The sequence below is a fragment of the Sphaerisporangium album genome, assembly GCF_003323745.1.
GTDB lineage: Bacteria > Actinomycetota > Actinomycetes > Streptosporangiales > Streptosporangiaceae > Sphaerisporangium > Sphaerisporangium album.
Genome location: NZ_QOIL01000002.1, coordinates 260,695 through 272,631 on the forward strand (window position 1 = coordinate 260,695; position 11,937 = coordinate 272,631).

Annotated in this window: 8 protein-coding genes; 5 read left to right on the top strand and 3 right to left on the bottom strand. The window is 71.5% G+C overall.

Annotated features, from left to right (window positions below):
- Window positions 1-375: 375 nt before the first annotated feature.
- Window positions 376-1,707 (top strand): serine hydroxymethyltransferase, encoded by a 1,332-nt coding sequence (locus DQ384_RS03715; RefSeq protein WP_220182778.1) that lies wholly within the window; start codon window positions 376-378, stop codon window positions 1,705-1,707.
- Window positions 1,704-5,504 (top strand): non-ribosomal peptide synthetase, encoded by a 3,801-nt coding sequence (locus DQ384_RS03720; RefSeq protein WP_114027250.1) that lies wholly within the window; start codon window positions 1,704-1,706, stop codon window positions 5,502-5,504. The genes DQ384_RS03715 and DQ384_RS03720 overlap by 4 nt, the downstream gene beginning before the upstream one ends.
- 85 nt (window positions 5,505-5,589) lie before the next feature.
- On the opposite strand, the gene DQ384_RS03725 is transcribed toward DQ384_RS03720, so the two are convergent.
- Window positions 5,590-7,011 carry a hypothetical protein gene (locus DQ384_RS03725; RefSeq protein WP_114027251.1) on the bottom strand — a complete coding sequence of 474 codons (1,422 nt, stop codon included), beginning with the start codon at window positions 7,009-7,011 and terminating at the stop codon, window positions 5,590-5,592.
- A 237-nt stretch (window positions 7,012-7,248) separates the two neighbouring features.
- Window positions 7,249-7,521 carry a 30S ribosomal protein S20 gene (gene rpsT, locus DQ384_RS03730; protein WP_114027252.1) on the bottom strand — a complete coding sequence of 91 codons (273 nt, stop codon included), beginning with the start codon at window positions 7,519-7,521 and terminating at the stop codon, window positions 7,249-7,251.
- A 370-nt stretch (window positions 7,522-7,891) separates the two neighbouring features.
- Here rpsT and lepA point away from each other — a divergent pair, with 370 nt between their 5' ends.
- Window positions 7,892-9,721, top strand: a complete 1,830-nt coding sequence (gene lepA / locus DQ384_RS03735) for a translation elongation factor 4 (protein WP_114027253.1) — start codon at window positions 7,892-7,894, stop codon at window positions 9,719-9,721.
- Window positions 9,722-10,939, top strand: coding sequence for a radical SAM family heme chaperone HemW (gene hemW, locus DQ384_RS03740; protein ID WP_114027254.1), 1,218 nt, complete (start codon window positions 9,722-9,724; stop codon window positions 10,937-10,939).
- A 75-nt stretch (window positions 10,940-11,014) separates the two neighbouring features.
- Here hemW and DQ384_RS03745 read toward each other — a convergent pair whose 3' ends face one another.
- The gene (locus DQ384_RS03745) at window positions 11,015-11,314 is read right to left on the bottom strand and encodes a DUF4870 domain-containing protein (protein ID WP_114027491.1); all 300 of its coding nucleotides are present in this window, start codon (window positions 11,312-11,314) and stop codon (window positions 11,015-11,017) included.
- A 251-nt stretch (window positions 11,315-11,565) separates the two neighbouring features.
- On the opposite strand from DQ384_RS03745, the gene DQ384_RS43525 reads away from it, so the two are divergent.
- Window positions 11,566-11,937 carry a hypothetical protein gene (locus DQ384_RS43525; RefSeq protein ID WP_181871005.1) on the top strand — a complete coding sequence of 124 codons (372 nt, stop codon included), beginning with the start codon at window positions 11,566-11,568 and terminating at the stop codon, window positions 11,935-11,937.

Consider the following 11,937-nt stretch of genomic DNA (forward strand, 5'->3'; position numbering starts at 1 on the left):
CGGGACCCGCGCCGCGGTGGTGTGGCAGGGCGGAGGCGTGTCCGAGGTCGTCCGGGTGGGGACTCAAAGGCGACCGGCGTATTACAAAAAAACACCGCATTCCAACCGCCCGTTCTGGCGTCCGCCGCGTAGTCTTTTCTCATGGCCGTGGACCGAAACTCATTTCGTTTCCACCGCCGACGCTGTCAATACAAGAGACGATTAATTGTCAGTGCGAGAAATGATGAGGTGCAGGAGATGGCCGGTCAGTTGAACACCGCCGCCGTGGAAACGGCGCGTACGCGTGCCGTTTCCGCCGACGCTGTGGACGCGGGGAACGCGCCGGACGTGTTACCCGGGTCGGTGAGCGAGCAGGCGGAGCTGCTGCGGATCGGCATGGACTCCTTACGCCACGAAGACCCCGCGCTCGCCGTGCTGCTGGACGCCGAGGTCGGCCAGCAGGCGACCACGCTCGCCATGATCGCCTCGGCGAGCGTCGCGGACCTGTCGGTCCTCGCCGCCGGTGGGGCGGTGTTGTCGAACCTGACCGTCGAGGGGTACCCGGGTGCGCGTTATCACCCTGGTTCGTCCCAGTTCGACCAGGTCGAGACGCTGGCGATCGAGCGGGCCAAGGAGCTCTTCGGCGCGCGGTACGCGAACGTGCAGCCGCACTCCTGCTCGTCGGCCAACCTCGCCGTCCTCGCCGCGCTGCTGCCGCCGGGCGGCACGCTGCTCGCCCTCGACCTCGACTCCGGCGGCCATCTCACCCACGGGTCGCGGGCGTCGGTGACCGGGCGTCACTACAACGCCGTGCACTACGGCCTCGCCCCCTCCGGATACATCGACTATGACCAGGTCGCGGAGCTGGCCCTCGAACACCGGCCGACGGTCCTGATCGCCGGCGCCAGCGCCTACCCGCGCACGCTGGACTACGCCCGGTTCCGTGAGATCGCCGACTCCGTCGGGGCGTACCTGCTGGCGGACATCTCGCACATCGCGGGCCTGGTGGTCGCCGGAGAGCACCCGAGCCCGATCGACCTCGCCCACGTCACGACGACGAGCACGTACAAGCAGCTCGCGGGGCCACGCGGCGGCCTGATCCTCAGCGGCAGGGACGCCGGCTCGCCGGGCCCAGACGGCCGCACGCCGCTGGGACGGCTGATGCAGCGGGCCATCTTCCCACAGTCCCAGGGCACGCCCAGCCCGGCGACGATCGCCGCGATGGCCCGGGCCTTCGCCCTCGCCTCCGGCCCCGACTTCCGGCGGACGGCGCGGCTGATCGTCCAGGACGCCCAGGCGCTCGCCGCCGAGCTGTCCAGGCTCGGCTACAGCGTCCTGACCGGCGGCACCGACAACCACATGGTGGTGATCGACCTCGTCGAGCGCGGGCTGACCGGGGTGATCGCCGAGCGCGCCCTGGAGGAGTGCGGGATCCTCGCCAACCGCAACCGCGTCCCCGGCGACGTCAAGCCGCCGCTGGTCACCAGCGGCCTGCGGCTCGGCACCAACATCCTCGCCCAGCGCGGCATGGGGCCGGACGAGATGCGCGACTGCGCCCGCCTCCTGCACGCCGTGCTGACGGCCACTGACGCCCTGTCCGACAGCGCGTACCGCATCGACCCCGCGCGGGCCGCCGAGGTCCGCGCGGAGGTCAGGAGGCTGTGCGTCCGGTATCCCCTGCCCTTCGACGGCCGCGCCGACGCCTACACCCCGGGAGCCGCCAAGTGAGCCTCGATTTCCACGCCGACATCCTGGACACCCAGGACACCGCCCCCTCGGACTGGCCGCCGGTGTTGGTGCCGGCGGACCGGCCGCGCCGCCCGGCCGCGTCGTCCCGCCGCACGGCCGTGGAGCACGCCGGCCTCGGCGTACGGACGCCGTACGGGGGAGCGATCGGGGAAGACGTGCTGGTCGCGGGGTTCGCGGCGCTGTTGTACCGCTACACGGGCCAGGACCGCGTGAGCATGGACCGTGTCACGGACAAGGGCGGTGCGGAGCGGCTGCGTTTCCGGGTCTCCGGCGCGTCCACGCTTCGGGAGCTGGCGGACGGCGGCGAGGCCGTGTACGTCCCCGAGGGCGAGGCCGGCCCCGTAGGCTTCGCCGCCTCCGGGGAGCCGTCCGACCGGTCCTACGAGCTCCAGCTGGTCGTACACCCCGGCGAGGACCGGCTGGAGCTCCACTACGACACCGCGCTCTTCGACCAGGCCACGGCCGCGCGGCTACTCGGCCACTACCGGACGCTCGTCCAGGACGCCACCGCGTCCCCGGACCGCCCCGTCGCCCGGCTGCGGCTGCTCACCGACGCCGAGCTGCGGCGCACGCTCGTGGAATGGAACGCCACGCGGACGGACCTGCCGTACGACGTCTGCCTGCACGAGGTGTTCGAGACGCAGGCGGCGAGGGCGCCCGGCGCCGTCGCGGTCGTGAGCGGCGTGGAGCGGTGGACGTACGGGCAGGTCAACGCCGCGGCCAACCGCCTCGCCCACCACCTGCGCGCGCTGGGCGTCGGCCCGGACGTGCGGGTGGGCCTGTGCCTGGACCGCTCGCCCGGCCTCCTGGTGGCGGTGCTCGGCATCCTGAAGGCGGGCGGCGCGTACGTCCCGCTCGATCCTGACTACCCCACTCTGCGCATCGCGACCATGGTCGCCGGCACCTCGTGCGCCGTGATGATCAGCCGCGAGGCGCTGACCGCGAACCTCCCCGGCGCGGGCGAAGGGGACGGCACCCGGCTGGTGCTGCTCGACCGTGACGCCGAGGCCCTGGCGGCTCGGCCCGACCACGACCCGGCCCCGATCGCCGGGCCCGAGAACCTGTGCTACATCATCCACACCTCCGGATCGACCGGCGAGCCCAAGCCGATCGCGCTGCGCCACCGCGGAGTGATGAACAACATCGCCGACCTCAACACCCGGTTCCAGGTCGGCCCGGGGGACTCGGTGCTGGCCCTGTCCTCGCCGAGCTTCGACATGTCCGTGTACGAGTTCCTCGGGATGACCGCGGCGGGCGGCACCGTCGTGATCCCCGACCCGGGACGCACCAAGGACCCCGCGCACTGGGCCGAACTGCTCGCCTCCGAGAACGTCACCGTCTGGAACTCCGCCCCCGCCCTGCTGGTGCTGCTGGCCGACCAGATGGAGCAGACCCGTGCCGAGCCGCTGCCGCGCCTGCGGCTGGCCCTGCTCGGCGGCGACTGGGTGCCGGTGCCGCTCTTCGACCGGGTGCGCGCCTTCGCGCCCGCGCTGCGCTTCATCGTGATGGGCGGCGCCACCGAGGCGTCCATCCACTCGACGATCTACGAGGTGGAGGCGACCGGCCCGGACTGGACGAGCATCCCGTACGGGCGGCCGATGGCCAACCAGCGCACGTACATCCTCGACGATGCCCTGCAGCCGGTGCCGCCGGGAGTGCCGGGGGAGTTGTACCTGGCCGGGATCGGCCTCGCCCGCGGCTACCTGGACCAGCCCGAGCGCACCGCCGAGCGGTTCACCGAGTGGTCGTACGGCGAGGTGACCGGCGAGCGTCTCTACCGCACCGGGGACCTGGCCAGGTTCGGCGCGGACGGCCTCATCGAGCTGCTCGGCCGGGTGGACTTCCAGGTCAAGATCAACGGTCTGCGCGTGGAGCTCGGCGAGATCGAGGCCGTCCTGCGCTCCCACCCATGGGTGCGGCAGACGGCGGTGGCCGCCCGCGAGGGGCGGCTCGTCGCCTACATCGTCCCCGAAGACCAGCCCCCCGGTACGGACGAACTACGCGATCTCGTGGCGGAACGGCTGCCGGACTACATGGTCCCCACGGCGTTCGTGACGATGGAGCGCCTGCCGCTCACACCCAACGGCAAGCTGGACCGCAAGGGGCTGCCCGAGCCGGAGGTCACCGGCGCCGCGTACCGGGAGCCGCGCTCCCCCCAGGAGAAGATCCTCGCCGGCGTCTACGCGGACGTCCTCGGCGTGGACCGGGTCGGCCTCGACGACGACTTCGTGGCGTTGGGCGGCGACAGCATCCGCTCCATCCAGGTCGTGACGCGGGCCCGGGCACTCGGCGTCGAGGTGAGCGCCCGGCAGGTCCTCCAGGCCCGGACCGTCGCCGAACTCGCCCTCGCCGCGACCGGCGCGGACGCCACCCTGGACGCCCCCGGAGACGCCTCGCAGCCGCTGATCACGGTCAGCGAGGAGGACATGGAGTACTGGAGCCAGGACCACCCGCGCATCTCGGACGTGTGGCCGCTGACCCCGCTGCAGACCGGCATGCTCTTCGAATCGACGCTCAACGACACCGGCCACGACGCCTACCTGCTGCAGTCGATCTACCACCTCTCCGGCGAGGTGGACGCGGCCCGGATGCGGGCGGCGGGTCAGGCCCTGCTGGAGCGGCACCCCAACCTGCGCGCGGCCTTCGTCGCCGACGAGATCGGCGACACGGTGGCGATCGTGGTGGACGGTGTCGCGCTGCCCTGGCGGGAGGTCGACCTCGGCCACCTCCCCGAGGGCGACCGCGACGAGGCGTTCCGGCGGTTCCTCGCCGAGGACCAGACCGTGCGCTTCGACCCGGAGACCCCGCCGCTGCTGCGCATGACCCTGGTCACGCTCGGCCCCGGGCGGGCGGAACTCGTCCTCACCATCCACCACGTGCTCATCGACGGCTGGTCGGAGCAGGTGGTGGGGCGTGACCTGCTGCGCCTGTACGCGGCCGGCGGGGACGCCTCCGCGCTGCCGCCCGCCCGCGGATACCGGGACTTCCTGGTGTGGCTGTCCCGGCAGGATCGCGAGGGGAGCGCCCGGGTCTGGGCCGGCGAGCTCGCGGGCCTGGACGGGCCCACGATCCTGGTCCCGGCGGGCGCGTCCCCCGGAGCGGGCGAGGGCATCGGGGAGGTCTTCCTGACACTGTCGCCGGAGGAGTCCAAGCTCCTGGCAGGGTGCTGCGCGGAGCTGGGCGTCACGGCGAACACCGTGGTGCAGGGGGCGTGGGCCGTCCTGCTCTCGGCGCTGACCGGCCGCGAGGACGTCGTGTTCGGCGCCGTCGTCTCCGGCAGGCCGGGGGCGCTGGCGGGCGTGGAGTCGATGGTCGGGCTGTTCATCAACACCATCCCGGTACGGGTGCGTCTCGGGCCGGACGGCACGGTCGCCCAGCTGCTGACCGGCCTACGGGATCGGCAGACCGCGCTCCTCGACCATCACCACCACAGCCTGAGCGAGATCTACCAGGCCGCGCGGGTCGAGGCGCTGTTCGACACGCTGGTCGCCTTCCAGTCCTACCTGTGGAACCGCGACGGCGACGCCGAGGCCACCGGGGCGGCGGGGATCGAGCTCACCGGCCCCGAATCGGTCGGCGGCAACAGCTACCCGGTGACCCTGGTCGCGGAGGCGGACCGGGTGATCCTGCAGTACCAGCGCCACCTGCTCGACCGGGCCACGGCCGAGGACATCGCGGCCGGGTTCCACGCGGTCCTGGCCCAGATGGTCTCCGACCCCGGCGGGCGTGTCGGGGGGGTGCCCGAGCAGGCGGGCGTGAAGGCCAGGGAGGCATAGGGCCGGTGACCCTCGGGCCGTCACGGTCTCACGCGGCGCCGGACGAGCCACCGGAGGTGATGCGGGCCCGATGTCCAGGCCCGTATCACCTCGGTGGCGTCTCAGCCTGGACGGGCACGTCCCCACCACGGGCACGCCTCGGCACCTTGATCACGGCGAGGACGCCCGCCGAGGCCGTCATGATCCCCAGGACGATGGACAGGCCCGTCGCCACGGAGTAATAGTCCAGCCGTCCGGCGCTCCACGCGTAGAAGGGGATCATGATGGCGTAGTAGGAGACGAACGCGGAGGCCGTCCCGATCGCCCACACCCGCAAAGGTGTCCGGTCTCGCAGGGTGCTCAGAATCACGCCGCTCACGCCGGCGGGGATCAGGATCACGGCGAAGAGCACGGCGAACGGGTTGAAGAGGAGCGGCGTGTCCGTCCCCTGGCAGAACGACCAGACTCCTGCCCACAGCGTCGTCGCGGCCAGGGCGAAGCCGACCCTTCGCACACCGCAGGTGAGCGCCACCAGCCCCGCCGCGAGTGCCGCGAGCAGGGCCGTCAGGGGGATGGAGCGGTCATATCTCCCCGGCGCGAGGGGCACCGCGGCCGAGGAGTCGAACCCCGCCGCCGCCCAGCCCAGCCGGTGCCAGGCACCCGCGGTGTCGCGCAGGGCGATCCCGTCCGCGCCGTTGGCGACGACCACGACGTACCCGCCTGAGATCTTTCCGGTCGCGATGCCCAACGATGCGACGACCTCGGCGTCCTCGGGGTGCTCAGGGTGCTCAGATTCGTGAGCCTTCACCAGCCGGTCCTGGTCGCCGGGAGAGACCTCCCACGCCGTCACCCAACGGCCCTCCCGGGACTCCTCGACCTTGAGCCTGCCGGGGACGATCCGGTAACAGAGGTCCGGCCGGCCGGGCACGCAGGCCGCCGTCCTCGCGATACGCGGCACCGGGACGGGCCAGGCCGACCACGACTTCCCGCCGTCGTTGGAGGCGTACCCCGCCCCGCCGCGGGTCGCCACGATGATCGTGCCGTCGAGCACGTCGGCCGCGTAGGTGCTGTTCGGTTTGTAGGGGTCCATCTGACCGGTCGCCGTCACGGCCAGCACGATGAAGGGGATCACGACCACGGCCCGGGTCCGCCGCGCCGCCCGCGGGTCGGGATGGGTGAAGATCCACCAGGCCGCGTACAGGGCGGGCAGGGCGAGGAGGTCGGTCGGATCGGCCAGGACCTGGGAGGGGCCCCAGGCGAGGGTCCAGGCCTGCGAGGCGAGGGCGGCGCTGGTCACGGTGGTCTTGACGAGCGTGAACGCCGCGCCGGTGACCAGAATGGACGTGCGGGGGAGGCGGATCAGCAGATTGAGCAGGGGCGGGGCGGCGATCAGCCCGGCGACGTCGCTGAGCTTCCCGGTCACCACGCCCGGCCACATCGGCTTGAACAGGTGGTCGTTGACCAGCAGGACCAGGGCGGCGACGACGGTCAGGGGGTGACCGATCCAGGCCAGGGCCGAATACCTCATATCCACAGAGATGAGGGGAGATCACACCTTGTTCGTGCCGATTCGCGTTCGTGATGAATCCGCTGTGCGGCTTCACCTGGGCACGGCCGGTGGGGGCTCCGGACGTCACCCGCGGCCCGCGTCACCTGTCGCGCCAGGGGCTGACCCTCTGTACGCGGGCTCGTCGGGGCTTTGGTGCTGAGGGCGGCATGGCAAAACGCCGCGTCCTCGGAGGGCGCGGCGTTTGTGCGTCTGAAACTACTTGGCGGCCGTGAGGCCGGCGGCGCGCTTGGCGATGGCGGACTTGCGGTTGGCCGCCTGGTTCTTGTGGATGACGCCCTTGCTGACGGCCTTGTCGAGCTGACGCGAGGCGGCGCGCATGAGCACGGCGGCCTCTTCCACGTTGCCCTGCTCGGCGGCCTGGCGGAACTTGCGGACCGCCGTCTTGAGGGACGACTTTACGGCCTTGTTACGCAGCCGGGCCTTCTCGTTCTGCCGGTTGCGCTTGATCTGGGACTTGATGTTCGCCACGAAGAAGCCTCGGTAATGTCGGTCGGTTGGTGGGCGCGCGGGCAGAGAGGGCGCGCCACACGCAGAGGAACAGGCTACCAACATGCCAGGTGCGCCCTCAAATCGGAGATCCGGGGGAGCATGGCACACGCCTGCACCATTATCTTAACCCCAGCGACGAGCTTGTCGCTCTTGATGGCCGGTAAACTGGGGAGGAAGCGCGGTTCGTACGAGCATGCCGTCGAGGCCAGGTGGCCCACATGGTATGCGTCCGCGCTGCTCTGTTGTCCGGGGTGACGCTCCCAGGGTGAACCGCCTGGGCGTGTCGCGACGGACATCGGCTGGCCCGCCAGCCGCCTGATCATCGTCAACCCTGCCGAAACGGACACCGGTGCGCACCCAGCCTGGCCAGACCGACCCCGCGTTGATCCGCAACTTCTGCATCATCGCGCACATCGACCACGGCAAGTCCACGCTTGCCGACCGGATGTTGCAGCTCACCGGTGTGGTCGACGCCCGGCAGATGCGCGCGCAGTACCTCGACCGCATGGACATCGAGCGTGAGCGCGGCATCACCATCAAGTCCCAGGCCGTGCGGCTGCCGTGGGACGGCCACGTCCTCAACATGATCGACACGCCCGGCCACGTCGACTTCACCTACGAGGTCTCCCGGTCGCTGGAGGCCTGCGAGGGCGCCGTCCTGCTGGTGGACGCGGCGCAGGGCATCGAGGCGCAGACCCTGGCGAACCTGTACCTCGCCATGAACGCCGACCTGACCATCATCCCGGTGCTCAACAAGATCGACCTGCCCGCCGCCCAGCCGGACAAGTACGCCGAGGAGCTCGCCCACCTGATCGGCTGCGAGCCCTCAGACGTCCTGCGCGTGTCGGGCAAGACCGGCGAGGGCGTCGGCGCCCTGCTCGACCAGGTCGTCAAGCTGATCCCGGCCCCCGTCGGAAACGCCGACGCCCCCGCCCGGGCTCTGATCTTCGACTCGGTGTACGACACCTACCGGGGCGTGGTCACCTACGTCCGTGTGGTGGACGGGCAGCTTTCCAAGCGCGAGCGCACGATCATGATGTCCACCGGCGCGGCGCACGAGACGCTGGAGATCGGCGTCATCTCGCCCGAGCCGGTGCCCTCCCCCTCGCTCGGGGTCGGCGAGGTCGGCTACCTGATCACCGGTGTGAAGGACGTCCGCCAGGCCCGCGTGGGCGACACGGTCACCTCGGTCGTCCGCCCGGCGCGGGAGGCGCTCGGCGGCTACGACCACCCGAGGCCGATGGTGTACTCCGGTCTGTATCCGATCGACGGCGACGACTATCCCGAGCTGCGCGAGGCCCTGGACAAGCTGCGCCTCAACGACGCGGCCCTGGTGTACGAGCCGGAGACGTCGGCGGCGCTCGGCTTCGGCTTCCGCTGTGGCTTCCTCGGCCTGCTGCACATGGAGATCGTCCGCGAGCGGCTGGAGCGCGAGTTCAACCTGTCGCTCATCTCCACCGCCCCCAACGTCATCTACCGGGTCGTCATGGAGGACGGCAAGGAGATCGTCGTCACCAACCCCTCCGAGTTCCCGGCCGGCAAGATCGCCGAGATCCACGAGCCGGTGGTGAAGGCGACGCTGCTGTCCCCGTCCGACCACATCGGCGCGATCATGGAGCTGTGCCAGGGCCGCCGCGGCTCGCTGCTCGGCATGGACTACCTGTCGGAGGACCGGGTCGAGATCCGCTACACCCTGCCGCTCGCCGAGATCATCTTCGACTTCTTCGACCAGCTCAAGTCGCGCACCCGCGGGTACGCCTCGCTGGACTACGAGCCCGCGGGCGAGCAGGACGCGGACCTGGTCAAGGTCGACATCCTGCTCCAGGGCGAGGCCGTCGACGCGTTCAGCGCGATCGTCCACCGCGAGAAGGCGTACGCCTACGGCGTCGAGATGGCCAAGAAGCTCAAGGAGCTGATTCCCCGGCAGCAGTTCGAGGTGCCGATCCAGGCGGCGATCGGCGCGCGGGTCATCGCCCGCGAGAACATCCGCGCCATGCGCAAGGACGTCCTCGCCAAGTGCTACGGCGGTGACATCAGCCGTAAGCGCAAGCTGCTGGAGAAGCAGAAGGAGGGCAAGAAGCGGATGAAGATGGTGGGACGCGTGGAGGTCCCCCAAGAGGCCTTCGTCGCCGCCCTGTCGACGGAGAACTCCAGCGCCGACAAGCCCACGAAGAAATAGATGCCTTCAGTACTTCTTGACGGCGATCCCGTTCCCGCGTCGGGTGAGTTGCCCGCGAGCGCCCTCGAGGGGCTCGGGACGCGGCCGTTCGGGTTCTACGTCCACGTGCCCTTCTGCGCGACGCGGTGCGGGTACTGCGACTTCAACACCTACACCGCCGCCGAGCTCGGCCCCGGCGCCTCGCGCGCCGACTACGCCCGCACGGCCGTCGAGGAGGTACGGCTCGCGCGCCGCGTGCTCGGGGACGCCGAGCTGCCCGTCCAGACCGTCTTCTTCGGCGGGGGCACGCCCACCCTGCTGGAGGCGGGCGACCTGGTGAGCGTCCTGCGCGCCATCGACTCCGAGTTCGGGCTCGCCCCGGGCGCCGAGGTCACCACCGAGGCCAACCCCGAGTCCGTCGACCCGGCCTCCCTGGAACGGCTGCGCGCCGGGGGATTCACCCGCGTCAGCTTCGGCATGCAAAGCGCCAGCGCGCACGTGCTGGCCGTCCTCGACCGGCGCCACACCCCCGGCCGCCCCGCCGAGGCCGTACGGGAGGCCCGCGCGGCCGGGTTCGGCCACGTCAACCTGGACCTGATCTACAGCACGCCGGGGGAGACCGACGACGACTGGCGGGCCTCGCTGGCGGCGGCGATCGAGGCCGGCCCCGACCACGTGTCGGCCTACTCGCTCATCGTCGAGGACGGCACCCGGCTGGCCGCGCGGATCCGCAGGGGCGAGCTGCCCATGCCGGACGACGATGTGGCCGCCGACCGTTACCTCATCGCCGACGCCATGCTGGCCGAGGCGGGGTTCTCCTGGTACGAGGTCTCGAACTGGGCGGTCTCCGAGGACGCGCGCTGCCGTCACAACCTGCTCTACTGGACCGGCGGCGACTGGTGGGGCGTCGGCCCCGGCGCGCACGGCCACGTGGGCGGCACCCGCTGGTGGAACGTCAAGCACCCCGCCGCGTACGCCGCGCGCCTGAGCGAGGGGGTCTCGCCCGCCCACGCCCGCGAGGTCCTGACCGCCGAGGACCGGCACGTCGAGCGGCTGATGCTGCAGCTGCGGCTCGACACGGGGTTCCCGCTGGACGAGATCCACCGGGACGCCCGCCCGGCCGTGGCCCGCGCCCTCGGCGACGGCCTGCTCGACCCCGGCCCGTTCAGGGGGGGCCGCGCCGTGCTCACGCTCAAGGGACGCCTGCTGGCGGACGCGCTGATCCGCGACCTGACCTGACGGGCCTGCCCTGGCGGGGCTGACCGGATCGGCCCTGGACAGGTCCCGGATCGGCCGCGGTCGGCCCGCCGGCGTTCAGCTGACGAAACGGATGTTCAGGGCGTAGCGGAAGTTCGCGCCCTGGTTGGCGGCGACCGCGCCCATGATCGTCATGATCAGCGAGCCGACCCACAGCAGCGGAATCAGCACGAACCCGATCATCGCCAAGGCCAGCACCAGGCACACGAAGTAGGCGATGATCAGGGTGAGCTGGAAGTTCAGCGCCTCGGCGGCCTGGTCGCGCACGTACGGGGCCTCGTCCTTCTTGACCATGTACAGCACCAGAGGGCCGATGAACGAGGTCAGCAGGCCCAGCAGGTGGGCGAGCATCGCCATGGTGGTGTCGTCGGATCCGGGCCGGGGGCCGAACCGCCCGCGCACGTGGACCGGGGCGGGGTAGCCCGGCCGCCCGTAACCGCCGGGGCCGTATCCGGGGCTGTATCCGGAGCCGGGGCCGTATCCGGGCTGTCCGTATCCGGGCGCCTGTCCGGGGTGCCGGCGCCGTAGCCAGGGTGCCCGAACTGCGGCCCGTGCCCGGCCTTGCCGTACGCGGGGCCGTATCCGGGCTCCCCGTATCCGGCCTGCCCATGCCCCGCCTGCCCGTGGCCGGGACCGTAACCGGCATCCCCGTACCCCTGCGGCCCGTACTCGGGTTGCCCCTGTCCCTGCCGCGCGTGACCCTGCTGCCCGTACCCCGATGGCCCCTGCCCCGGCTGCCCGTACGGCGCCTGTCCGTACGACGCCTGCCCGTACCCGCCCTGGCCCGCGTCGCCAGGGGGCGCGTCCTGCGGGCGGCCGTACTGGTCGTACGCGCCGTACCGCCCCTGCCAAGCCTGCCCACCGTAGTGGCCCTGCTCCCCGTACTGCCCCTGCGGGGAAGACGGCCCCTGGCTCCCGTACTGCTGCCGTTGTCCCCGCCCCTGGTCGCCGGGAGCGCCGGAGGGACGGTCGTACGGTGA

Bases quoted from the DNA above. Each gene is read 5' to 3' on its own strand.
- DQ384_RS03715 (WP_220182778.1), top strand. From the start codon at position 376: ATGGACTCCTTACGCCACGAAGACCCCGCGCTCGCCGTGCTGCTGGAC.
- hemW (WP_114027254.1), top strand. From the start codon at position 9,722: ATGCCTTCAGTACTTCTTGACGGCGATCCCGTTCCCGCGTCGGGTGAG.
- DQ384_RS03725 (WP_114027251.1), bottom strand. From the start codon at position 7,011: ATGAGGTATTCGGCCCTGGCCTGGATCGGTCACCCCCTGACCGTCGTC.
- DQ384_RS03745 (WP_114027491.1), bottom strand. From the start codon at position 11,314: ATGGCGATGCTCGCCCACCTGCTGGGCCTGCTGACCTCGTTCATCGGC.
- DQ384_RS43525 (WP_181871005.1), top strand. From the start codon at position 11,566: ATGCCCCGCCTGCCCGTGGCCGGGACCGTAACCGGCATCCCCGTACCC.